The organism is Phenylobacterium sp. (genome assembly GCF_020402505.1).
GTDB lineage: Bacteria > Pseudomonadota > Alphaproteobacteria > Caulobacterales > Caulobacteraceae > Phenylobacterium.
In genome coordinates, this window is the sequence record NZ_JADBZL010000068.1 from 1 (window position 1) to 22113 (window position 22113).

Annotated in this window: 21 protein-coding genes; 13 read left to right on the forward strand and 8 right to left on the reverse strand. The window is 68.0% G+C overall.

Annotated elements, in window-relative coordinates:
- Positions 1-39 precede the first annotated feature (39 nt).
- Positions 40-2664, reverse strand: coding sequence for an Rne/Rng family ribonuclease (locus IM632_RS05575; RefSeq protein WP_296552086.1), 2625 nt, complete (start codon positions 2662-2664; stop codon positions 40-42).
- A gap of 406 nt (positions 2665-3070) precedes the next feature.
- Here IM632_RS05575 and IM632_RS05580 point away from each other — a divergent pair, with 406 nt between their 5' ends.
- From IM632_RS05580 to prfB, 3 genes are all read left to right on the forward strand, one after another.
- On the forward strand, positions 3071-4261 hold the full coding sequence (locus IM632_RS05580) for an N-acetylmuramoyl-L-alanine amidase (RefSeq protein ID WP_296483921.1): 1191 nt from the start codon (positions 3071-3073) through the stop codon (positions 4259-4261).
- A gap of 121 nt (positions 4262-4382) precedes the next feature.
- On the forward strand, positions 4383-6758 hold the full coding sequence (locus tag IM632_RS05585) for a penicillin-binding protein 1A (protein WP_296483923.1): 2376 nt from the start codon (positions 4383-4385) through the stop codon (positions 6756-6758).
- Between the two features lie 47 nt (positions 6759-6805).
- Positions 6806-7919 (forward strand): peptide chain release factor 2 gene (gene prfB / locus IM632_RS05590; RefSeq protein ID WP_296497928.1). Its coding sequence is split into 2 segments (ribosomal slippage): positions 6806-6874 and positions 6876-7919, totalling 1113 coding nucleotides; the frame shifts between segments, so codons are not numbered across the junction.
- 3 nt (positions 7920-7922) lie between these two features.
- Here prfB and IM632_RS05595 read toward each other — a convergent pair.
- The 4 genes from IM632_RS05595 to tyrS form a co-directional block, all read right to left on the reverse strand.
- Positions 7923-8402 carry a polymer-forming cytoskeletal protein gene (locus tag IM632_RS05595; protein ID WP_296483928.1) on the reverse strand — a complete coding sequence of 160 codons (480 nt, stop codon included), beginning with the start codon at positions 8400-8402 and terminating at the stop codon, positions 7923-7925.
- Positions 8371-9537, reverse strand: coding sequence for a M23 family metallopeptidase (locus IM632_RS05600; protein WP_293515046.1), 1167 nt, complete (start codon positions 9535-9537; stop codon positions 8371-8373). The genes IM632_RS05595 and IM632_RS05600 overlap by 32 nt, the downstream gene beginning before the upstream one ends.
- Positions 9538-9633: 96 nt before the next feature.
- Positions 9634-10098, reverse strand: a complete 465-nt coding sequence (locus tag IM632_RS05605) for a peroxiredoxin (protein WP_296552088.1) — start codon at positions 10096-10098, stop codon at positions 9634-9636.
- Between the two features lie 10 nt (positions 10099-10108).
- On the reverse strand, positions 10109-11356 hold the full coding sequence (gene tyrS / locus IM632_RS05610) for a tyrosine--tRNA ligase (protein ID WP_296521614.1): 1248 nt from the start codon (positions 11354-11356) through the stop codon (positions 10109-10111).
- 175 nt (positions 11357-11531) lie between these two features.
- On the opposite strand from tyrS, the gene IM632_RS05615 reads away from it, so the two are divergent.
- The gene (locus IM632_RS05615) at positions 11532-12641 is read left to right on the forward strand and encodes an anhydro-N-acetylmuramic acid kinase (protein WP_296483939.1); all 1110 of its coding nucleotides are present in this window, start codon (positions 11532-11534) and stop codon (positions 12639-12641) included.
- 7 nt (positions 12642-12648) lie between these two features.
- Here IM632_RS05615 and IM632_RS05620 read toward each other — a convergent pair whose 3' ends face one another.
- Positions 12649-13296 carry an alpha/beta hydrolase gene (locus IM632_RS05620; protein ID WP_296483942.1) on the reverse strand — a complete coding sequence of 216 codons (648 nt, stop codon included), beginning with the start codon at positions 13294-13296 and terminating at the stop codon, positions 12649-12651.
- A 158-nt stretch (positions 13297-13454) separates the two neighbouring features.
- Between IM632_RS05620 and IM632_RS05625 the strand changes: the two genes are divergently transcribed.
- The 9 genes from IM632_RS05625 to IM632_RS05665 are packed head-to-tail and all read left to right on the forward strand — an operon-like array spanning position 13455 to position 20680.
- Entirely contained in the window at positions 13455-13895 is a 441-nt protein-coding gene (locus IM632_RS05625) for an Rrf2 family transcriptional regulator (RefSeq protein WP_296483945.1), read from the forward strand.
- Entirely contained in the window at positions 13892-15028 is a 1137-nt protein-coding gene (locus tag IM632_RS05630; RefSeq protein ID WP_296483948.1) for a cysteine desulfurase family protein, read from the forward strand. Before IM632_RS05625 ends, IM632_RS05630 begins: the two co-directional genes overlap by 4 nt.
- Positions 15029-15039: 11 nt before the next feature.
- Entirely contained in the window at positions 15040-16509 is a 1470-nt protein-coding gene (gene sufB, locus IM632_RS05635) for a Fe-S cluster assembly protein SufB (RefSeq protein ID WP_296483950.1), read from the forward strand.
- A complete protein-coding gene (locus IM632_RS05640) occupies positions 16506-16913 on the forward strand; it encodes a hypothetical protein (protein WP_296483953.1) in 408 nt (135 codons plus the stop codon). The genes sufB and IM632_RS05640 overlap by 4 nt, the downstream gene beginning before the upstream one ends.
- Complete coding sequence (sufC, locus tag IM632_RS05645; protein WP_296483956.1) at positions 16907-17653, forward strand: Fe-S cluster assembly ATPase SufC; 747 nt, start codon at positions 16907-16909, stop codon at positions 17651-17653. Before IM632_RS05640 ends, sufC begins: the two co-directional genes overlap by 7 nt.
- The gene (sufD, locus tag IM632_RS05650; RefSeq protein WP_296498552.1) at positions 17650-18684 is read left to right on the forward strand and encodes a Fe-S cluster assembly protein SufD; all 1035 of its coding nucleotides are present in this window, start codon (positions 17650-17652) and stop codon (positions 18682-18684) included. The genes sufC and sufD overlap by 4 nt, the downstream gene beginning before the upstream one ends.
- Positions 18684-19898, forward strand: a complete 1215-nt coding sequence (locus IM632_RS05655; protein WP_296552090.1) for a SufS family cysteine desulfurase — start codon at positions 18684-18686, stop codon at positions 19896-19898. The genes sufD and IM632_RS05655 overlap by 1 nt, the downstream gene beginning before the upstream one ends.
- A complete protein-coding gene (locus IM632_RS05660) occupies positions 19895-20263 on the forward strand; it encodes an SUF system Fe-S cluster assembly protein (protein ID WP_293515068.1) in 369 nt (122 codons plus the stop codon). The genes IM632_RS05655 and IM632_RS05660 overlap by 4 nt, the downstream gene beginning before the upstream one ends.
- A 15-nt stretch (positions 20264-20278) precedes the next feature.
- On the forward strand, positions 20279-20680 hold the full coding sequence (locus tag IM632_RS05665; protein WP_296483965.1) for an iron-sulfur cluster assembly accessory protein: 402 nt from the start codon (positions 20279-20281) through the stop codon (positions 20678-20680).
- 6 nt (positions 20681-20686) lie between these two features.
- On the opposite strand, the gene IM632_RS05670 is transcribed toward IM632_RS05665, so the two are convergent.
- Both IM632_RS05670 and IM632_RS05675 read right to left on the reverse strand, forming a co-directional pair.
- Complete coding sequence (locus tag IM632_RS05670) at positions 20687-21493, reverse strand: enoyl-CoA hydratase/isomerase (protein WP_296483968.1); 807 nt, start codon at positions 21491-21493, stop codon at positions 20687-20689.
- 71 nt (positions 21494-21564) lie between these two features.
- On the reverse strand, positions 21565-22113 hold a 549-nt coding region (locus IM632_RS05675; RefSeq protein WP_296523250.1), incomplete at its 5' end, for a GGDEF domain-containing protein.

Sequence of the window (22113 nt, forward strand, 5' to 3'; positions counted from 1 at the left end):
CCTCGTACTGCGCCCCCGACCCCGAATGAAGCTAGCCCGTCAGCCCCGACGCCACCAGCCCTTGCGAGGCTGAGGCGGCGGCGTCGTGATCTCCGCAGGATCGGGTTCCCGGGACACGGGCGGTTCCGGTGCGGACGGCTCGGAAGCTGCGGTCTCCACGATCTCTGCGGCTTTCTGGGTCCCAGCCGGGTTGGGTTCAACCGCCGGTTCAGTCACAGGTTCCGGGGCCGCCTCCCCGGCGGGTTCCGCGGTCCGCGCCCGGCTGCGACGCGCCCGCGCCGGCTTGGCGGGGGCCTCCGGTTCCGGCTCCGCTTCGCGCGGCTCGGCGGCGGCGTCGGAGGGCGGCGCGTCAGCCGGGGCGACCGGGGCATCGGCCGCGACAGCGTCTTCCCGACGGCCCCGGCCCCTCGAGCGGCGGCCTCGACGCGGCTTCTCGGTCTCCACCTCTGGCAATTCGACCCAGATGTCGACCGAGGGTTCCTCAGGTGCGGCGACGGGGGGCGCCGCTTCCACCGGCGCGGCGGGAGCCTCCGCAGGCCGGCGGGAGTCCTGCGAGGGATCGAACCAGATGAAGGGATCATCCTCGTAGGGGACCCAGGGACGGGTCCAGGCGTAGGCGTCCTGCGGACGTCCCTCGTCCCGGGAGCGACGCCCGCCCCGGCGACCACGGCGCCTGCGACGCCCGCCCTGTCCGTCCTCATCGTCATCGGAGTGGCTGTCCCGGGAGTCTTCAGCAGCGCTCGCCGGCGTCGCTGCCCTCGGCTCGCCGTCCCGACGGCCGCGGCGACGGCGTCGGCGGCCCCGGCGGTCGCCGCGATCCTCGCGTCCGTCATCCTCTTCGTCCCGGTCGCGTGCCCGGGCTCCGCCCCGGGGAGCCTCGTCTTCTTCGTCCTCGTCGTCCTGGGCGATCGGGGCGTCCTCGTCCTCCTCGTCTTCCTCGTCTTCGAAGACTTCGAGGTCCTCATCCGCAGGAACGTAGGGTTCGAGTGTCTTGCGCGGGGCGAGGATATCGGCAGGCCGGGCCTGATCCGAGGTCCGCTCGATGGCGTAGCCGGCGTGGGGCAGGGTCTCATCGACCACCACCGAGACGAAGACGCCCTGGTCGGCGTGCAGCCGGGCCAGGTGACCCCGCTTCTCGTTCAGGATGTAGAGGGCGACAGCGCGGGGCGCCCGGAGGGCGATCTCGCCGGCTCCCTTCAGAGCTTCCATCTCGACCGCGCGCAGGGCTCCGAGGGCGCTCGATTCCACCGACCGGACGCGCCCGGTGCCGCCGCAGTGCTCGCAGACATGGGTTGTGCCCTCGAGCAGGCTGGACCGCCGACGCTGCCGGGACAGCTCCATCAGGCCAAAGGTGGAGATGCGCCCCACCTGGATCCGGGCGCGGTCCTCCTTGAGGGCGTCCTTGAGCTTCTTCTCGACCGCCCGGTTGTTCTTCGATTCATCCATGTCGATGAAATCGATGACGACGAGACCGGCGAGATCCCGCAGGCGGAGCTGGCGCGCAGCCTCCTCGGCGGCTTCGAGGTTGGTCCTCAGGGCCGTCGCCTCGACATTGCGCTCCCGGGTGGCGCGGCCCGAATTGACGTCGATGGCCACCAGGGCCTCGGTCTGGTTGATGACCAGGTAGCCGCCCGACTTGAGCGGGGCCACGGGCGAGTAGATCTGTGCGAGATGATCTTCGACGCGGTGCTTCACGAACAGCGGCGTCGGCTCACGATAGGCCTGAACCTTCCGCGCCTGCGACGGCATCAGCATCCGCATGAACTCGCGGGCCTCGCGGAATCCGGCCTCGCCCTCCACCAGGACTTCGTCGATGTCCTTGTCATAGAGGTCGCGGATGGTCCGCTTCACCAGGTCCTCTTCCTCGTAGATGAGGGAGGGGGCGACGGAGTGCAGAGTGGTCTCGCGGATGTTTTCCCACAACCGCAGCAGGTAGTCGTAGTCGCGCTTGATCTCGGCCTTGGTGCGCTTGGCGCCGGCGGTGCGGACGATCAGGCCCATCCCTTCCGGCACGTCCAGTCCCTGGACGACGGATTTCAGGCGCTTGCGGTCCGTGGCCGATGTGATCTTCCGGGAGATCCCGCCGCCGCGAGCTGTGTTCGGCATGAGGACGCAGTACCGGCCAGCCAGGGACAGATAGGTGGTCAGGGCGGCGCCCTTGTTGCCGCGCTCTTCCTTGACAACCTGAACCAGCATGATCTGCCGGCGGCGGATCACTTCCTGGATCTTGTAGCGACGCATCAGCCGGCGGCGACGGCGGGCGAGCTCCTGCTCGATGACGTCGTCATCGCCGTCCCCGGAGAGGGTCTCAGCGGCGTCCTCGCCATCTTCGTCGACGTCACGCTCGCGGGGAGCTTCGACCTCGTCCTCCTCCTCGTCCGCAGCCTCCTCAGCCATCAGGGCTTCGCGGTCGGCGACCGGGATCTGATAGTAGTCGGGATGGATTTCGTTGAAGGCCAGGAAGCCGTGGCGGTTGCCGCCGTACTCGATGAAGGCCGCCTGGAGCGAGGGTTCGACCCGCGTCACCTTGGCGAGATAGATGTTCCCCCTGAGCTGCTTGTGGCTCTGGCTCTCGAAATCAAACTCTTCGATACGGTTTCCGTCGATCACCGCCACACGCGTTTCCTCGGCGTGGGCGGCGTCGATAAGCATCTTCTTTGACATGAAGTTCTCCGCGGCGCGCCTCAGGGTCGAAACCCGGGCTGCGCCGATTATGGCGAGGGTCACGCAGGACGTCGCATCCGGCGTCTGAGACGCGGATACCGACCGGCCGGGAATTGGCTCGAGCTGCGCAGCCCATGGCGTGTTTCCAAGTTGCGGACGCTCGCCGTCCGCAGCGGGAGCCTCGCGTCTGCCGGGCGCTGGGCCGCAGGCAGGACGTACAAGACCCCGGTCCCGATCGCACCGCAGCGCGACCGAAGCATCTCAGATGCAGCAAAATCCTCTCGGGCGCCAGCAAAAGATAGGCGCGTGCGCGCCTGCGGCCTTAACGATTTCGCTACGCCCTTGCGTTATCCTTACCGGAAACCTGCAGCAGGCAGGGGAAGCGGACAAAGTCTTCGTGGTGCGGATGTCTGGCAGACTTTGGCGGAGCGAGCTGATCCTCCTGGCTTTGGCCGGGTGCATCCTGCTGACGTCTCTCATGGCGTCCCAAGCCCTGGCCGGGGAGGTCAACTCCGTGCGCCTCGGCGGGGACCGGACGTCTACCCGTCTGGTGATTGACCTTTCGGACGACGCGGCCGGAAAGCTGGTTTCGAACGCCGGCGGCAAGGTGGTGGTCGCCCTGTCCGGCGTCGAGGTCGCCGCGACAATGCGGGGCGGCGGGCACGGGCTCGTCAAGGCCTGGACCCTCAGGCCGGAGGCGGGCGGCGTCCGGGTGACCATCGAGACCGCTGATGGTGTTCAGGTCCGCAGGCGGTTCGTCCTGCCCCCCGGAGACGGTGCGCCGGGTTTCCGATACGTCATTGACCTTACGCCGGGTGTCTCCGGGCCTCCACCCAATCGTGCGGCGGACGTGCAGCTCACCTCGTTGAAGTCGGCTCCATCCACCCCGCCCCGAAAGGGACAGAAGACGCGTGCTGACAACCGGCGGATTGTGGTCATCGACGCCGGACATGGTGGAAATGATCCGGGCGCGATTGCTGGCGATCGCCGGGAGAAGGACCTGACCCTCGCAGCCGCCCTCAGTCTCCGGGATCGCCTGGAGCGCACGGGGCGCTACAGGGTCGTTATGACCCGAGACCGCGACGTCTACGTGCCGCTCGAGGCTCGGGTTCAGATCGCCCGGAGGGCCAACGCCGACCTCTTCATTTCCCTCCATGCGGACGCCGGTCCCGATGAGTCGGTCCGCGGCGCCAGCGTCTACACCCTGTCCGAGCGCGCGGCGGGGCGTTCCGCGCGTCTGGTGACGAAGGACGACTGGTTCATGAAGGCAGGCTATCGCGCCGACCAAAGCGTATCGGGCATTCTCTTCGATCTGACCCAGCGGGCGACCAAGAACCGCTCCGCCACCTTCGCCCAGATTCTGGTCGATGAGATCGAGGACGAGCATACGCTCCTGAGGCGCAGCCACCGTGAGGCGGGCTTTGCGGTGCTCCTCGCCCCGGACGTTCCCGCGGTCCTTCTTGAGATGGGTTTCATGACCAATCCGGACGACCAGGCCTTCCTTGCGGATTCCAAGTCGCGGGGCCGGCTCGTTGTGGCCATCGCCGAGGCCATCGAAAACTACTTCCGGAATGACGTGAGGATCGCCTCGCGTTAGGCGTCATGGGCGGCCCGTGGTCGGGCCAGCCCAGGGCCAGAATCGGGCTTCCCCTTTTTCGAAACGCGCCCTAGACCAAGACCGATGCAGGCGCGTGGTCGCCTGCGGAGGCGTCTCTGTCGTGCAGTCCCCGAAAAGATGGCTGGCCATTGCTGGGGTGACCCTGCTCAGCCTGGTGGCGGTCGGGGGGCTGTCGGTCGCCATCTACACGGCCTGGCTCTTCCACGATCTGCCGGATGCGGGCGACCTTGCCGACTACCGCCCCCCGACATCGACCCGCGCCTACGCCTGGGACGGCACCCTGATCGGCGAGTTCAGCCGCGAGCGACGGATTTTTGTTCCCTACGACAGCATTCCGCCACAGCTGGCCCTGGCCTTCCTGGCCGCAGAGGACCGCTCCTTTTTCCGCCACAAGGGGGTGGATCCGGCGGGCATTGCCAGGGCGCTGGGGCGGGCGGTGCCCAGCCTCATCCAGGGGCGGCGCCTGCAGGGCGGATCGACCATCACCCAGCAGGTGGCCAAGAATGTCCTCCTCACCAATGACGCAACCCTGGGCCGCAAGTTCAAGGAGGCGCTGATCGCCCGGCGCCTGGAGGAGACCCTCACCAAGCCGCAGATCCTTGAGCTTTACCTGAACGAGATCTGGCTGGGATACCGGTCCTTTGGCGTCGGGGCGGCGGCCTTCAACTACTTTGGCAAGTCCATCAACGAGCTGAGCCTCTCGGAGGCCGCCTTCCTGGCCGCGCTTCCGAAGGGGCCGGACAACTATCACCCGCTCCGCCGGAAGGCCCAGGCCATCGCCCGCCGCAACTGGGTTCTGGACCAGATGGCCGAGCTCCAATGGATCACCGCCGCCGACGCCGCCCGCGCCAAGGCCGAGGACCTGGTGGTGCAGGCCGCGCCTGCCCGGGCTCGCTACAGGGACGCCGACTATTTCGTCGAGGAAGTCCGTCGGCAGGGGCGGGCGGCCCTTGGCGACCGCCTGGACGCCGCCGGTCTCTACGTGCGGACCACACTGGATCCCGAGCTCCAGTCCGACGCCCTGCGCGCGCTCATGAACGGCCTGGAGGTCTATGACCGGCGCCATGGCTGGCGCGGGGCCTTCGCCCGTACGACCTATGGCCCCGGCTGGGCGAAGGCCGCAGAACGGTTCCGGGCGCCATCCGAGCGTCGGGACTGGAGGGTGGCCATCGTCTCCGAGGTTTCCGGGCGCGGGATCCGGGTTGAGACACAAAAGGACGCCCAGAAGGGCTGGCTGGCGCCGGCCGACGTCGCCTGGGTCCGGGCCGGCAAGGGCCTCAACCCTGGCGATCTGGTCTTTGTTGAGCCGGCGGCGGCGGGAAGTTTCCGCCTGAAACAGATTCCTGCTGTGAACGGGGCCCTTGTGGTGGTGGAGCCCAACACCGGAAGGGTTCTGGCCCTTGTCGGAGGTTACTCGTTCTCGCTTTCCAGCTTCAACCGGGCGACCCAGGCCAGGAGACAGCCCGGATCAACCTTCAAGCCCTTCGTGTACGCGACGGCCCTTGAGAACGGCTATACCCCCGCCAGCACCGTGCTGGACTCTGCAATCACCCTGTCCGGCAGGGACGGCGAGGACTGGTCGCCGGAGAACTATACGCGCTCCTATCTCGGCGCGATGCAGTTGCGCCGGGGCCTTGAATTGTCCCGCAACACCATGACCGTGCGCCTCGCCCAAGGGGTCGGGATGAGGAAGATTCGCGATACCGCTGTCCGAATGGGGGTGACCGCCTCGATGGAGCCGGTCCTCGCCATGGCCCTGGGCGCCGGTGAGACCACGCCGCTCCGGATCACCACGGCCTACGCCGCCTTCGTGAACGGTGGCCGGCGTGTGACCCCGCACCTGATCGAGCTTGTGCAGGACTCCAAGGGTGAGACCGTCCTGCGGGCCGACCGGCGGGACTGTCCGCGCTGCGACGCGGCGTTTACGGGCGCCGAGAGCCCGAGGATTGCGCAGAGCGGAGAGCAGGTGCTGGATCCCATCACCGCCTACCAGATCACCTCCATGCTGCAGGGTGTGGTGCAGCGGGGCACGGCGGCGTCGGTCTCCTCCCTCGGCTTCCCCATCGCAGGCAAGACCGGGACCACCAACGACTACCGGTCCGCCTGGTTCATCGGCTTCACGCCCCAGATGGTGGTCGGCGTCTTCGTCGGGTTCGACGACAATCGCACCCTCGGTCCAGGGGAGACCGGCACCCAGGCGGCCGTCCCGATCTTCATCGACTTCATGCAGGGCGCTCAGAGCCGGCTGCCCAAGACCGATTTCAAGGCGCCGCGGAACGCCAGGTTCGCAACCATCAACGGGATTCGGGAAGCCTTCCGCCCGGGAACCGAGCCCAGGATCACCGCGCCGCCGTCGAACCTGACCCCGGATGGCCTTCCGATCCGGCCCCTGCCATACGACCAGCTGGGCCGACCGGGAGGCGAGGGCGCCGGACCACCCGTGCGGCGGCCGGACGACATGAGCGGATTGTATTAGGGCCCGGTCCGCGCTACTCCCGCCCGCCGAGTTTCAGGAGTGATCCCATGAGAGCGGATGTTGAGGCTGCCAAGGCCGACATCGAGCAGTCGGTTGCGCTGCTCAGGAGGCGACTTTGACTGGGATGTCGCCCTCCGCAAACTGCATGAACTGAACGCCCGGGTCGAGGATCCGACCCTCTGGGACCGTCCCGATGAAGCACAGGCCGTCAGCCGGGAGCGCTCGCGCCTTGCGGCCTCGGTCGAGGCGGTGATCGGCCTGGAGCGGGATCTTGGCGACGCTATCGGCTACGCCGAACTCGCCGATGAGGAGAATGACGAGGCCAGCCTCGAGGAGGCCCGAAGCCAGCTGAAGGCCATCCGGGAGCGAGCCGCCCGGGCGGAGCTTGAGGCCCTGCTGTCCGGAGAGGCCGACGGAAATGACGCTTTTCTGGAAGTGAACTCCGGCGCCGGCGGCACGGAGTCCTGCGACTGGGCCGGCATGTTGCTTCGGATGTACACCCGCTGGGCCCACGCCCATGGCATGACCGTCGACTTCCTGGAGGAAACCCCGGGGGAGCAGGCCGGGATCAAGTCGGCGACCATCCAGATCAAGGGGCCGAACGCCTACGGCTGGCTGAAGACCGAGGCCGGCGTGCACAGGCTGGTGCGGATCTCGCCCTTCGACGCGGCGGCCAAGCGGCATACCAGCTTCGCCTCGGTCTGGGTCTATCCGGTGGTCGACGACGCCATCGTGATCGACATCAACCCGTCGGATGTGCGCACCGACACCTATCGGGCGTCGGGGGCTGGCGGGCAGCATATCAACAAGACCGACTCCGCCGTCCGCCTCACCCATGTTCCCACCGGGGTGGTGGTGGCCTGCCAGATGGGGCGCTCGCAGCACCAGAACCGGGAGGAAGCCTGGAAGATGCTTCGGGCTCGCCTGTACGAGCTGGAGCTGCAGAAGCGGGAGGCCGAGGCCCAGGCGCTCCAGGACCAGAAGACGGACATCGGCTGGGGTCACCAGATCCGGTCCTACGTGCTGCAGCCCTACCAGATGGTCAAGGACCTCCGCACCCAGGTGGAGACCTCAGACACCCAAGGTGTGCTGGACGGGGATCTCGACGGCTTCATGGGCGCAAGCCTGGCCCAGAGGGTGGGCGTCACCCGGGAGAGCTGAGGATCAGGCCGGCGGTGACGCAGGCGTGGGGGAAGCGGACGGGGTTGCAGAGGGAGAGGCCGGCTTCGGCCGCTGGAGCTTGACGCTCCTTCCTTCGAACGAAGCGCCGGGCTCGATCGCCAATTGTTCGGCGGTGATGTCGCCCTCGACGCTGGCGGTGCCATAGAGGCGCACCTGCTTGGCCATGATGCCGCCGACGACACGGCCCCGGACCTCGGCTGTCTCCGCGGTGATCTGGCCCTCGACGCGACCCGTCTCGCCGATGGCGAGCTTTTCGACGCGGACGTCGCCCCGGATCAAGCCATCAATCTGCACCTCACTGTCGCTCTGGATCGATCCTTCGAGCACGAGGTTCTGGGCCAGAAGCGATGCCGGACGAGGACGATTGCGGGACGCCTCGCCTGCCGCCGCGGTTGAGGAGGCAAGCTCCGACGTGACCCCGGTGGGCCCGTTAACCGGCTTGGGAGCGGGCTTGTTGAACATGTTCACCTGCGCGAATGAAACGATAGGGATTCACGGCCCGGCCGTTGAGCCAGATCTCGTAGTGCAAGTGCGGACCTGTTGACCGTCCGGTGTTCCCGAGGGCCCCGATCCGCTGGCCGACCGCCACCCTCTGGCCGGGTGAGACCGCCAGGGCGGAGAGGTGGGCGTAGCGTGTCTTGAAGCCGCGCCCGTGGTCCACTTCGACGGTCTTGCCATATCCGGACCTGACGCCCGCGAAGGAAACGATCCCGGGCGCTGTGGTCAGGATCGGGGCGCCGAAGGCCGAAACGAAATCCAGGCCGGAGTGGAAGGCGGGGCGCCCGGTGAACGGATCGAAGCGAACCCCGAAGCTGCTGGTCTTGCGGGCCCCTCTGGCGGGCTGTGCGAAGGGCAGCCGCGAAGCGGTCTCCGACAGGGCGTTCGCGGCCGAAAGGTTCTCCGCCGCCCGCTGAATTCGCGCGGCGAAGCGCTCGTCCACGTCCAGAACCGCCGCCAGTGCGCGCGGATCCGGGGCTTCCAGAAGGGGACCGCCCGAGGCTGCGGAGGAGGCGTAGCTGGAGGGCGCGAGGCCGGCGAGGCGGAAGGCCAGGCGCAGCCGGTCGGCGCGGCTACGGGCGTAATCTTCAGCGGCGTCCACCAGGCGTTCCTGATTGGCCTGGACGGTGGCGATACGCTCAATGGGATTGGCGTCCGGGTCCGGTGCGCCGCGGAGGGCCGGGGTCAGGGCCGCCATGGCGCCCGGCTCGCCCTTGAGGTCGGTCAGGAGCAGGGCGAGAGCCGCGTGTCGCTTCTCGATGGACTCTGCAAGGCCTCCCAGGGAGGCGCCGGACGCATTCAGCTGGGCGACAGCGCTGTTCAGCCGGGCCTCACGGTCTGCGACCCAGCGTTCGGAGCGGGCCTGCATCTGAGCCAGCTCCTCGTCGCTCCGGGACTGGGTGACCGCGCCGATCAATATCGCGATAAAGGAAACAAGAACCCAGGTCAGCAGACCCAACGCGATCGCCGCAAAGATCATCTGCCTTGCGGGGGTCAGGACCACGCCCTTCATCTCACCTCCGGACCGGAGGTAGAGGTGCCGTTCGGGGAAAAGGGCCTGGATCAACCCTCGGAGTTGCGCGAGACGCGACATGCTCACCGTGCTGTCTGCCAATGGGGATGCAGTTATTGTCCGTTAAGTCCGCTGCTGGCAACCCGCTCATTCGAGGGTCGCCCGAGGGACCGTGATTATGGGTTACAGGGCCAGGGCCGCTTTCAGCACCTCGGCGGCATGGCCCTGGACCTTCACCTTCCGCCAGACTTTCCGGATAACACCGGCGCCGTCGATCAGAAAGGTCGATCTGTCGATGCCCATGTACTTGCGGCCATACATGCTCTTCTCGACCCAGGATCCGTAGGCCTCGATCGTCGCCCCCTCCGGATCGGAGCCCAGGGGGATGGCGAGACCGTATTTGGCGGTGAACTTTCCGTGACTGGCGACGGTGTCCTTCGAAACTCCCAGCACCGCAACGCCTGCCGCGGTGAAATCCGGGGCAAGCGCAGAAAACTCCTGCGCCTCCTTGGTGCAGCCGGAGGTGTCGTCCTTGGGGTAAAAGTAAAGGACAAGCGGCTTGCCGGCGAAGTCCGACAGCCGGATCGCGCCCTTCTCGCCAGCCATTTCGAAGTCGGGCGCCTTCGCGCCGGCATCCAGTTCCGCCATGTTCCGCTCCTCAGGGTTCGATCACCAACCGGACCCGACGCTTGCCGGACCGCAGCTCTGTCTCGGCGCCATCGACGACGACCGTCGCCTGGGGATCCGAGACCTTCTCGCCGTTGATCCGGAAGCCGCCGTTGGCGATCTGCTTCCGGGCCTCGGAGTTGGAGGCGGCGAAGCCCGCCGCCACCATCAGCCCGGCGTGGGACATGGCGGCGAGGTCGTCGGCTTTCAAGGCCAGGGTGGGCATGTCGGCGGACAGGCCGCCGGCCTCGAAGGCGACCCGGGCGGCCTCCTCCGCCGACGTCGCCGCCTCTGCGCCGTGCAGCATGCGCGTCGCCTCGGTGGCCAGCACCTTCTTGGCGTCATTGATCCCGGCCCCGGTCAGGCCTTCCAGGCGCGCAATCTCTTCCAGGGGCAGGTCCGTGAAGAGCCGCAGGAAGCGGCCGACATCGGCGTCCTCGGTGTTCCGCCAGAACTGCCAGTAGTCATAGGGCGAGAGCATGTCGGCGTTCAGCCAGACGGCTCCGGCCACCGTCTTGCCCATCTTCTGGCCCGAGGCGGTGGCGAGCAGGGGACTGGTCAAGCCGAAGGCCTGCTTGTGATCCACCCGGCGGATCAGCTCCACCCCGTTCAGGATGTTTCCCCACTGGTCGGAGCCGCCCATCTGCAGCTGGCAGCCGTACTTGCGTTCGAGCTCGAGGAAGTCCGTGGCCTGCATCAGCATGTAGTTGAACTCAAGGAAGGTCATGGGCTGTTCGCGCTCGAGGCGCAGCCGGACCGAGTCAAAGCTCAGCATGCGGTTGATGGTGAAGTGCACCCCGTAGTTCCGCAGGAACTCGACATAGCCGAGGGTGTCGAGCCAGTCGGCGTTGTTGACCATGATGGCGTCGGTCGGCCCGTCCCCGAAGGTCAGGAAGCGGGCGAAGACGGTCTTGATGCTGTCGATGTTGGCCTGGATCCTGTCCTCGGTCAGGAGGGGCCGCGACTGGTCCTTGTCGGTGGGGTCGCCGACCTTGGTCGTTCCGCCGCCCATCAGCACGATGGGCTTGTGCCCCGCCTGCTGCATGCGGCGCAGCATCATGATCTGCAGCAGGCTGCCTACGTGCAGGGAGGGCGCCGTCGCATCGAAGCCGATGTAGCCGGTCACCCGCCCGGACGCCGCCGCGGCGTCGAGCTCCTCGGGGTGGGTGATCTGGTGGATGTAGCCGCGCGCCTGCAGGGTTCGCAGAAGGGCGGACTTGAATTCGGCTTGGGCGGTCATGGGAAGCTCCGGAGGGCTCGGTCGGGCCGGCGCCGTTTCCAGAGCGCGCCAGCCGGGAAGGGCGGCGCGAAGGGTCTCACGCCGTCGTCAGGGGCGGCGGTAATAGGTCCGGGTCGGGGCGAGGGCCTGAAACACGCCGCTGGCCTAGGCCCCGACGCCGTGGCAGTCAAGCGCCATGCGCGTCCTCGGCTTCATGACCGGCACCTCCCTGGACGGGATCGACATGGCGATCCTTGAGACCGACGGAGAGACCCTGCAGGGCTTCGGTCCAGCCGCCGAAGCGCCCCTGCCGGACGCCCTGCGCGACCTCCTCGCCCGGACCATCGAGGTCGCCCTGAAGCATCCCCGCGGGGCGCCGGACCCTCCTCTGTTCGCCGAGACCGCCCGGGCGGTGGCCGAAGCCCACTTCGCGGCCGGGTCGGCCTTCCTTCGCGCGTACCGGATGGACTGGTCCGACCTGGACCTTGTCGGGATGCATGGCCAGACCGTCCTGCATGAAAGGCCTTCCGCAGGGCGTCCGGGGCGGACCCTGCAGCTGGGCGACGGGGAGTGGCTCGCCATGGCGACAGGAGTCCCCGTGGCTTTTGACTTCCGCACCGCCGACGTGGCGGCGGGCGGGGAGGGGGCGCCCCTTGCGCCGGTCTATCACCTGGCGCGTGCGGCGGCGTCAGGGCTTCCTGCGCCCCTCGCAGTGCTCAATGTCGGCGGGGTGGCGAACCTGACCTGCTGGGCGGGCGGCGACCGGGTGGTCGCCTTTGATACGGGGCCTGGCAACGGCCTGATCGACCAGGTGGTGCTGGCGCGGACCGGCGAGAGATTCGACCGCGACGGGCGCCTTGCGAGGGAAGGGCGGGTCATTTCCCAGGTTCTGGAAGGTCTGCTGGCCCATCCCTACTTCGCGGCGCCGCCGCCCAAGTCCCTCGACCGTTACGACTTCTCGCCCGCCCCGACGGAGGACCTGCCCCTGGCCGACGCCGTCGCGACCCTGACGGCCTTCACCGCCGAGGCCGTGGCGAGGGCGTTCAGCCTCCTCGATACGAGGCCGACCAGCCTGATCGTCACGGGCGGGGGGCGGCGCAACCCCGCCCTGATGGAGGCCCTGTCCGTCCGCCTGTCCTGCACGGTCACAAACGTCGAGAGCGTCGGCTGGCGAGGAGACGCCCTCGAAGCGGAGGCCTTCGCCTTCCTTGCAGCGCGTTGCCTCAGGGGGTTGCCGATCTCGTTCCCGGGAACGACCGGGGTGAAGGCTCCAATGACCGGCGGCCGTTTGGCCCGGCCGGGCTGATGCCGTCTCAGACGCTCTCGGCCAGACGCCGGTCCAGATAAGCCCCAACGCGGGCTTCCACCTCAGGCAGATGCTCGGTCCAGAAATGGCTGGCGCCGTCCACCACGTCGTAGTCGATCACGATGCCCTTCTGGGTGCGCAGCTTGGAGACCACCTTCTCCACCTCCTGCGGGGGCGTGACGGTGTCCGCGCCGCCGTGCAGGATCAGACCGGAGGCCGGGCAGGGGGCCAGGAAGCTGAAGTCATACATGTTGGTCGGCGGGGAGACCGAGATGAAGCCGTCGGTCTCGGGCCGGCGCATGAGCAGCTGCATGCCGATCCAGGCGCCGAAGTCGAAGCCCGCCACCCAGCACTGGGCGGCCGAGGGGTTGGTGGCCTGCAGCCAGTCAAGGGCGGTGGCGGCGTCCGCCAGTTCGCCGATCCCTGCGTCGAACTCGCCCTGGCTGCGTCCCACGCCGCGGAAGTTGAAGCGCAGGACCGAGAAGCCCCGCTTCATGAACAGATGGAACAGCTGGACGGCCACGGGATGGTTCATCTGCCCGCCGGCCCGGGGGTGCGGATGCAGGATCAGGGCGATCGGGGCATTCTCGATCTTGCCCGCCGTATAGCGCCCCTCGATGCGGCCGGCTGCGCCGGTCAGAACCACCTCTGGCATATCGCCTCCTCAAGTGGAGCCCGAATAGTTGACTATCGTGCTTGGTCTTCCTAGATCGCAGGCGCCGGCTCTGGAGCGGCCCCGCGAGAAGCGGCGGCTTTAGCACAGGGCCCGGCGGCAAGGCTCGAAAAAATGCGAACCTCCAGAGGTCCGGGGACATGCGACTGAGCACCAAGGGGCGATACGCCGTCATGGCCATGGCCGACCTGGCCCGGCGCCAGGCGGAGTCGGCTGAACGCGCAGTCGCTCTCTCGGACATCGCCGCCCGCCAGGAAATCTCGCTCTCCTATCTTGAGCAACTGTTCGCCCGGCTGCGACGCCAGGGGCTTGTGCAGAGCCACCGAGGTCCCGGCGGCGGCTATCGCCTGGCCCGTACGGCTGCGGCCACCAGCATCGCCGAGATTGTCCTTGCCGTGGATGAGCCCCTGCGGGCCACCCGCTGCGGCGCCAAGTCGCCGGGATGCATGACGAACGGCGAGCGCTGCCTGACACACGACCTGTGGGAGGAAACCGGCCGGCAGATCGAGGCCTGGCTGGCCTCCGTGTCTCTGGAAGACGTGGTCGCGGGCCGTGTCGGCGCCGGCCGGAGGGCGGCATGAACGCGGGGGTCTATCTGGATCACTGCGCCACCTCCCCCCTGAGGCCCGAGGCGCGCGCCGCCATGGCCGCCGCCTTCGACGTGACCGGTAATCCGAGTTCCGTCCACGCCTCGGGTCGCGCGGCCCGCGCGCTGCTGGAGGAGGCGCGCGCCCGGGTGGCGATCCTGGCCGGCGCCCCCTCGGCAGCGGTCACCTTCACCAGCGGCGGGACGGAGGCCAATGTGCTGGCGATCCGCAGCGCGGTCGCCGCCGGGGCTCGCCGGCTGCTGATCTCCGCCATCGAGCACGACTGTGTCCGTGAGGCGGCCCTGGCCAGCGGCGTCGAGACCGTGGAGGTCCCGGTCCGGCCGGAGGGGATAATCGACCTCGGCGCCCTCCAGGCGCTTCTCGACGCCCCCTCGGCGGCGGGCGGCCCCGTCTTTCTGGCCCTCATGGCCGCCAATAACGAGACCGGCGTGATCCAGCCCACCCGAGAGGCTGCCGAGAGGGTCCGCGCGGCGGGAGGCTGGCTGCATGTGGACGCCGTCCAGGCCGCCGGCCGGACGCCGGTGGAACTGGATGTTCTCGGCGCTGACAGCCTCGCCTTCTCGGCTCACAAGCTGGGCGGCCCCCAGGGCATCGGCGCCCTGGTCGCCGGACCCCGCACCCGCATTTTCCGTGACATGCCGGGCGGAGGGCAGGAGCACGGTCGCCGCGCCGGGACCCAGAACCTGATCGGCGCCGCGGGCTTCGGGGCGGCGGTTGAGGCCGCCCTGGCGTCTCCCCGCCCAGGGCCAGGAGCCCGGGACGTCGCCGCGGCCGCCTTCGCGGACGCCGGGGCTCTGGTGGTCGGGGCGACGGCGCCACGCCTGGACGACGTGTTGTGCATCGCGACCCCGGATCTTCCCTCGGAGATCCAGGTCATGGGCCTTGACCTCGCCGGCGTGCAGGTGAGCGCCGGCGCCGCCTGTTCCAGCGGCAAGGTGCGACCCAGCCGGGTCCTGGAGGCCATGGGCCTGGGCGACCTGGCCGGCTGCGCCATCCGCCTGAGCGGGGGCTGGTCCACCCGGTCTGAGGACTGGCGGATCGCCGTCGAAACCTGGATCGACCTGAAGACCCGGCGGCAGTCTCGCCGTCACCCGGCTGCGGCCTGAGGAGCAGACAGATGGTCGCCGTCAAGGACACCGTGGAACAGGTCGCCGGGCTCGAGAAGTACGAGCATGGCTTCGTCACCGAGATCGAGCAGGAGTTCGCGCCCAAGGGTCTGGACCGGGACACCGTCGCCTTCATATCGCGCAAAAAGAACGAGCCGGAATGGATGCTGGCCTGGCGCCTTGAGGCTTTCGAGCGCTGGAGCGCCATGGAGTCGCCGGAGTGGGCCCGGGTCAGCTTCCCGCCCATCGACTACCAGGACGCCACCTACTACGCCGCGCCAAAGGCCAAGGAGGGGCCCGCCAGCCTGGACGAGGTCGATCCCGAGCTCCTGAAGACCTACGAGAAACTGGGCATTCCGCTGCGGGAACAGGAGGTTCTGGCCGGAGTGACCGGCGCCCCCCGCTATGCCGTCGACGCCGTCTTCGACTCTGTCAGCGTGGTGACCACCTTCAAGAAGGAGCTGGCCGAAGCCGGAGTCATCTTCTGTTCGATGAGCGAGGCGGTGCGGGAGCACCCGGAGCTGGTCCGCAAGTACCTCGGCACGGTGGTGCCGGTGACCGACAACTTCTTCGCCTGTCTCAACTCGGCGGTCTTCTCCGACGGCAGCTTCGTCTACGTACCCCCTGGGGTGCGGTGCCCCATGGAGCTGTCCACCTACTTCCGGATCAACGCCGCCGGCAGCGGGCAGTTCGAGCGCACCCTGATCATCGCCGACAAGGGAGCCTATGTCTCCTACCTGGAGGGCTGCACCGCGCCCATGAGGGACGAGAACCAGCTGCACGCCGCAGTGGTCGAGCTCGTCGCCCTGGAGGACGCAGAGATCAAGTACTCTACCGTCCAGAACTGGTACCCGGGCGATCCGGAGACCGGGAAGGGCGGCATCTACAATTTCGTCACCAAGCGCGCCGATTGCCGGGGTGACCGCTCGCGGGTGTCCTGGACCCAGGTGGAGACGGGTTCGGCCATCACCTGGAAGTACCCGTCCTGCGTGCTGCGCGGTCGCGACAGCGTGGGCGAGTTCTACTCGATCGCCATCACCAATGGACGCCAGCAGGCCGACACAGGCACCAAGATGATCCATCTGGGCGAGGGGACGCGCTCGCGGATCATCTCCAAGGGGATCAGTGCAGGGCGGTCCTCCAACACCTACCGGGGCCTGGTGTCCGCCCATCCCAAGGCCAAGGGCGCGCGCAACTTCACCCAGTGCGACAGTCTCCTGATCGGCAAGACCTGTTCCGCGCACACGGTGCCATACATCGAGGCGCGCAATGGCGCCTGCACCTTCGAGCACGAGGCCACGACCACACGTCTCTCGGAAGACCAGCTCTTCTACGCGCAGCAGCGGGGGCTGTCCGAGGAGGAGGCTGTCCAGCTCCTGGTGAACGGCTTCGTCCGGGAGGTCCTCCAGGAGCTTCCCATGGAGTTCGCCGTGGAGGCCCAGAAGCTGGTCGCGATTTCACTGGAAGGCAGTGTGGGATGACCCGGACGGACCTGTCCAAGACCCTCTCCCTGCGCCGGGCCTTCGACCGGGAGATCCTCAGGCGCGAGGATGAGCGTCTGGCCCGCGAAGAGAGGGACCGGGCTCAGCAGGAGGCTGATCACGCCGCCGCCAGCGCCCTTCATGACATCCTGGCCTCCGATCCCGACTTCCTTCGCGAACGCGGCCTGAAGCTGGAGAGGACCCGTTATGCGGTGACCCTCGACCACCCGGATTTTCGTCTGCGCGCCTTTTTCGAGGCCGGGGAGGCCAGCGTCAGCTCCGCCGACAAGCGCACCGCCACCTCGCCAACCGCCGCCCCGCGCAAGCAGGCCGTGGCGACATCTGTTTCCGGGGCGCTCGACCTGTTCGCCCAGTACCTTGCCGACGAGTCCCCCTCATGCTGAGCCTGCGAAACCTCCACGCCCGGGTGGGCGAGCGCGAAATCCTGAAGGGGCTCAGCCTCGAGGTGCCGGCGGGCGAGGTGCACGCCGTGATGGGTCCCAACGGCGCCGGGAAATCGACACTCTCCTATGTCCTGACGGGAAGGCCCGGATACGAGGTCACCGAGGGCGCAGCGGAGCTCGACGGCGTCGATCTGCTAAGCCTCGAGGCCAATGAGCGAGCGGCGCAAGGCTTGTTCCTGTCCTTCCAGTATCCCCTTGAAATTCCGGGGGTTCCAGCCCTCACCTTTATCCGGACTGCGGTGAACGCCCAGCGCCGGGCCCGCGGTGAGGCGGAGATGTCCGCCCCGGACTTCCTCAAGCGGGCGCGGGCCTGCGCCGCCGAACTGAAGATGGACTTCGACATGCTCAAGCGGCCTCTCAATGTCGGGTTCTCCGGAGGCGAGAAGAAGCGCATGGAAGTCCTTCAGATGGCGCTGCTCTCTCCCCGTTTCATGATCCTCGACGAGACGGATTCGGGTCTCGATATCGACGCGCTGCGGATCGTTTCGGAGGGCGTGAACGCCCTGCGCGCGCCTGATCGCGCCATGCTGGTCATCACGCACTACCAGAGGCTTCTGGACTATATCCGTCCCGACAGGGTGCATGTGCTGGCGGACGGTCGGATCGTGGCGAGCGGCGGACCCGAACTCGCCCTCGAACTCGAGCGTCATGGCTACGACAAGTACGCGAGGGCGGCGTGAATCTGGATGAGGCCATCCGGCTTCGCGACCCCACGCGCCTGCCCTCCCGGAGGGATGAGGACTGGCGCTGGACGGACTTGCGCGGGCTGCTGCGAACCCTCCCGGAGCCTTCGCAACCCCTGCCGACCGACGCAATCGGCCCGGGTCCGTTTGACGGGCTGCCGGGTGAGATCGTCATTGTCGCCAATGGCTCCGGGCCTGAGGAGATCCGCATTGGCGAGGGGGAGGCGCGGACGCTGGTCCTGAGGCATATCTCCCGGGGTGACGGGGCCCACACGGCGCGCCTGCGGATCGACGTCAGGCCCTCTGCCCGCCTGACCCTCCTGGAGTCGCACGAGGGGGGCGGCGCCGGCCTGTCCCTCCTGGGCGTCGACCTTACGCTGGGAGCAGACGCCGCCTGCGAGCGTCTGGTCCTCTCAGACCTGGACCCGGACGCGGTCGCCGTCGTCGAACTTGACGCAACACTGGCGGCCCGTGCGAGTCTTTCGCAGACCCTTCTGACCACCGGCGCGCGCCGCCAGCGCTTCGAGACCCGGGTCCGGCACCCGGGGCAGGGGGCGCAGGTCCGGCTGGATGGGGTCTACGTTCTGCGGGACCGCCGACACGCCGATCTGACCAGCAGCGTTCGTCATGAGGGACCAGGCGGGCGCACCGACCAGCTCGCCCGGGGCATGGTGGACGACCAGGCCCGAGCCGTCTTCCAGGGCCGGATCATCGTCCAGGAGGGGGCCGACGGAACCGACGCGCGCATGGCGCACAACGCCCTCATCCTGTCGGATCGGGCCGAGGTCGACGCCCGGCCGGAGCTGGAGATCTATGCCGACGATGTCGCCTGCGCCCATGGGGCCACGGTCGGCGCCCTGGATGACGAGGTCCTCTTCTACATGCGCCAGCGGGGCCTGCCGGAACCCGAGGCCCGCAGCCTCCTGGTGGCCTCCTTCCTGGGCGAGGTGATCGACCGGGTCGGGAGTCCGGAAGCGGCCGAACGGATGCGGAGCTGGCTGCAGGCGCGGGTCGGAGCCGGCGACTGATGAGCTTTGATCCGGAAAGAGTCCGCAGCGAGTTCCCGATCCTCTCCCGCAGGATCGGCGACCGGCCGCTCGTCTACCTGGACAGCGCCGCCTCTGCCCAGAAGCCCGAGGCGGTCATCCAGGCCATGACGGACCTGATGCGACACAGCTACGCCAACGTCCACCGCGGCCTGCATACCTTGGCGAATGAAACCACGGAACTCTATGAAAACGCGCGGAAAAAGATCGGCGCCTTCATAGGCGCGCCGGAGACCGAGATCGTCTTCACCCGGGGCGCTACCGAGGCCCTGAACCTGGTGGCGGCGGGCCTTGGGCGCGATCTGTCCGAGGGTGATGAGGTGGTCCTGACCGAAATGGAGCACCACGCCAACATCGTCCCCTGGCACTTCCTGCGCGAGCAGAAGGGGGTGGTGTTGCGCTTTGCTCCGCTCCTTCCCGACGGCGCCCTCGACATGGAGGCCCTGGAAGGTCTGATCTCGCCCCGCACCCGTGTGGTGTCGGTAGTCCACATGTCCAACGTCCTCGGGACGGTGAACCCGGTCCGCCGCATCGCCGCCCTGGCCCGCGCCGCGGGTGCGGTGATGGTCGTCGACGCCTGCCAGTCGGTGGTCCACGCCCACCTCGACGTCCGTGACCTTGACGCCGACTTCGTGGCCTTCTCCGGGCACAAGCTCTACGGACCGACTGGGATCGGGGTGCTGTGGGGTCGGGCCGACCGGCTGGCCGCCCTTCCACCCTGGCAGGGCGGGGGTGAGATGATCGACCGGGTGGACTTCGACCGGATCACGTACGCAGAGCCGCCCCTGCGGTTTGAGGCGGGGACCCCGCCGATCGTGGAGGCGGTCGGACTGGGTGCGGCGGTGGACTGGCTTTCGTCCCTCGACCGGGACGCGATCCACGCCCATGAGGCGGCGCTCTACGAGCGGGCGCGCGAGGGCGTCGCCTCGATCAATGGCCTGCGGATTCTCGGCGAGGCTGAGGGCAAGGGCGCTGTCCTCAGCTTTACCCTTGAGGGCGCGCACGCCCACGACATCGCCCAGCTGCTGGACCGCTATGGCGTGGCGGTCCGGGCCGGGACCCACTGCGCCGAGCCCCTCATGCGGCGACTGGGCGTCAGCTCCAGCGTCCGCGCCTCCTTCGCGCTCTACAACACCGCCCAGGAAGTTGACGCCTTCCTGGAGGCCCTTGATCGAACCCGGACCTTCTTCCTATGACCGCGACCTCAAGCGAACCGACAGGCGAAGGCGCGCCAGGCGCCCTGAGCCAGGCTGAACTCGATCGGCTGACCGACCGGCTGATCGAGGCCTTCAAGACCGTGTTTGACCCCGAGATCCCGGTCGACATCTACGAGCTGGGCCTGATCTACAAGGTGGATGTCTCGGATGACCGGGACGTGGCCGTGGACATGACCCTGACGGCGCCGGGGTGCCCGGTGGCGGGGGAGATGCCGGGTTGGGTCGAGGACGCTGTGCGCGCCATTCCCGAAGTCCGGAACGTCAAGGTCGACCTGGTCTTTGATCCACCCTGGGACCCGTCGCGCATGTCCGACGAAGCCAAGCTTCAATTGAACATGTTCTGAGCCCATATTGGCCGCATGACCCTGGAAACGCTCTCCGCCACCCCGCGTCCCCGTCGCCCCCGCCCGCAGGTCGTGTCCCTGACGCCGGCTGCAGCCGACCGTGTGCGTGAGATCATTGCGCGCTCCGAGACGCCCATCGCGGGCCTGCGGGTCGGAGTGAAGAACGGCGGCTGCGCCGGCCAGGAGTATGTGCTGGAGTACGCCGAGGCGGTCGGTCCCTTGGACGAGGTGGTCACCGACCAGGGTGTGACCATCCTCGTAGAGCCCTCAGCCGTACTTTTCCTGCTTGGAACCGTGGTCGACTATGAGGTGACGCGCTTGTCATCCAAGTTCGTCTTCCGCAATCCTAACCAGACCGACGCCTGCGGCTGCGGCGAGAGCGTCACCATCCAGCCCGCCGCAGCGCCCGACGCCTGATCCGGCCTACTTGCGGCTGAAGACCGCCACACGCTTCTGCAGGAAGGCCATCACGCCCTCCTTGAAGTCGGATGTCCGACCGGCGGTGCGCTGGGCCACGCGCTCGGCGTGCAGCTGCTGCAGCCAGTGGTTGTCGAGGCTGTCCCAGATGAGCTTTCGGATCGAGCCCAGGGCCCAGGGGCCGTCGGCCAGAGATCGGGCGATCTCGTGGGCGGTGGACATGAGCTTGTCATCGGGAACCACCCGGTTCACGAGGCCCCAGTCCAGGGCGGTTTTCGCAGGGATCTTCTCGCCCAGCAGGGCCATCTCCAGGGCCCGGGCCTTTCCGATCAGGCGCGGCAGGAGATAGGTCGAGCCCCCGTCCGGCACCAGGCCGATCCGGCGGAAGGCCTGCAGGAAGTAGGCGCTTTCCCCGGCGACGATGATGTCGCCCATCAGGGCGATGGAGCAACCCACGCCGGCCGCCGCGCCGTTGATCGCGGTGACGATCGGGATCGGGTAATCCCGCAGGGAGGTCATGAAGGGGTTGTAGACGGTCTCCAGCGCGGAGCCGGAGTCGGGGCCTTCCGGGTCCGGGTTCGCGGACTGCGCCGCGCTTCCGCCGCCAGACAGGTTTGCCCCCGAGCAGAAGCCGCGCCCCTCGCCGGTCAGGATGACGCAGCGGGCGCCCGATTCGGGTCGGGCATAGGCGGCGAAGGCCGCCCGCAGCTCGGCCATGGTGTCGAGGCCGGCGGCGTTCATGGTGGCCGGGTCGGCGAGGGAGATGACGGCGATGCCGTCATTCAGCGAAATCTTGATCTTCTCGTAAGCCATGCGTCCCTCCGAGATTGATGTAGAGCCCAACAAGAAACCGGCTGCCCCTGCGTCAGGCCAGCCTCCTTTGGTCAGCCGTCACCTTCGACCGCCAGGCGGTTCCGGCCTCGCCGTTTGGCGTTGTAGAGACTTGCGTCCGCGCGTTCGATCAGGTCGTGGACTGTGTCACCCGGGCGGTAGCACGCAATGCCGGCGGACAGGGTGATGACGCCCAGGTTGTCGTTGGTCGAACGTCGTCGCACGCTCGCCACAGAGACATCCTTCAGGATCTGCTCCACCAAGAAGGCCGTCTCGGACAGGCTTTCTCCGGGCAGGATAAGCGCAAACTCCTCTCCCCCGAAGCGGGCTGCGAACCTTGGGGGCGCCACCCGCTGGCGGATGACGCCGGCGACGTAACGGAGCACCTGGTCGCCCGTCTGGTGTCCCCAGGTGTCATTGAACTTCTTGAAGTGGTCGATGTCGAGAAAGGCCAGACAAAAGTCTCCGCCGACTTCTGCGACCTCCGCACGGATCCGCTCGATGGCCTCATCGAAGGCGCGCCGGTTGGCGAGCAGGGTCAGGGGATCGGTGGCCGCCTCTTTCCGGATTTCCTCCAGCTGTTCCCTGAGCATGGCGACCTC

Excerpts from the sequence above, each read along its gene's own strand:
- IM632_RS05575 (WP_296552086.1), bottom strand. The coding sequence starts at position 2,664 with ATGTCAAAGAAGATGCTTATCGACGCCGCCCACGCCGAGGAAACGCGT.
- IM632_RS05580 (WP_296483921.1), top strand. The coding sequence starts at position 3,071 with ATGTCTGGCAGACTTTGGCGGAGCGAGCTGATCCTCCTGGCTTTGGCC.
- IM632_RS05595 (WP_296483928.1), bottom strand. The coding sequence starts at position 8,402 with ATGTTCAACAAGCCCGCTCCCAAGCCGGTTAACGGGCCCACCGGGGTC.
- IM632_RS05605 (WP_296552088.1), bottom strand. The coding sequence starts at position 10,098 with ATGGCGGAACTGGATGCCGGCGCGAAGGCGCCCGACTTCGAAATGGCT.
- tyrS (WP_296521614.1), bottom strand. The coding sequence starts at position 11,356 with ATGACCGCCCAAGCCGAATTCAAGTCCGCCCTTCTGCGAACCCTGCAG.
- IM632_RS05615 (WP_296483939.1), top strand. The coding sequence starts at position 11,532 with ATGCGCGTCCTCGGCTTCATGACCGGCACCTCCCTGGACGGGATCGAC.
- IM632_RS05620 (WP_296483942.1), bottom strand. The coding sequence starts at position 13,296 with ATGCCAGAGGTGGTTCTGACCGGCGCAGCCGGCCGCATCGAGGGGCGC.
- IM632_RS05625 (WP_296483945.1), top strand. The coding sequence starts at position 13,455 with ATGCGACTGAGCACCAAGGGGCGATACGCCGTCATGGCCATGGCCGAC.
- IM632_RS05630 (WP_296483948.1), top strand. The coding sequence starts at position 13,892 with ATGAACGCGGGGGTCTATCTGGATCACTGCGCCACCTCCCCCCTGAGG.
- sufB (WP_296483950.1), top strand. The coding sequence starts at position 15,040 with ATGGTCGCCGTCAAGGACACCGTGGAACAGGTCGCCGGGCTCGAGAAG.
- IM632_RS05640 (WP_296483953.1), top strand. The coding sequence starts at position 16,506 with ATGACCCGGACGGACCTGTCCAAGACCCTCTCCCTGCGCCGGGCCTTC.
- sufC (WP_296483956.1), top strand. The coding sequence starts at position 16,907 with ATGCTGAGCCTGCGAAACCTCCACGCCCGGGTGGGCGAGCGCGAAATC.
- IM632_RS05655 (WP_296552090.1), top strand. The coding sequence starts at position 18,684 with ATGAGCTTTGATCCGGAAAGAGTCCGCAGCGAGTTCCCGATCCTCTCC.
- IM632_RS05660 (WP_293515068.1), top strand. The coding sequence starts at position 19,895 with ATGACCGCGACCTCAAGCGAACCGACAGGCGAAGGCGCGCCAGGCGCC.
- IM632_RS05665 (WP_296483965.1), top strand. The coding sequence starts at position 20,279 with ATGACCCTGGAAACGCTCTCCGCCACCCCGCGTCCCCGTCGCCCCCGC.
- IM632_RS05670 (WP_296483968.1), bottom strand. The coding sequence starts at position 21,493 with ATGGCTTACGAGAAGATCAAGATTTCGCTGAATGACGGCATCGCCGTC.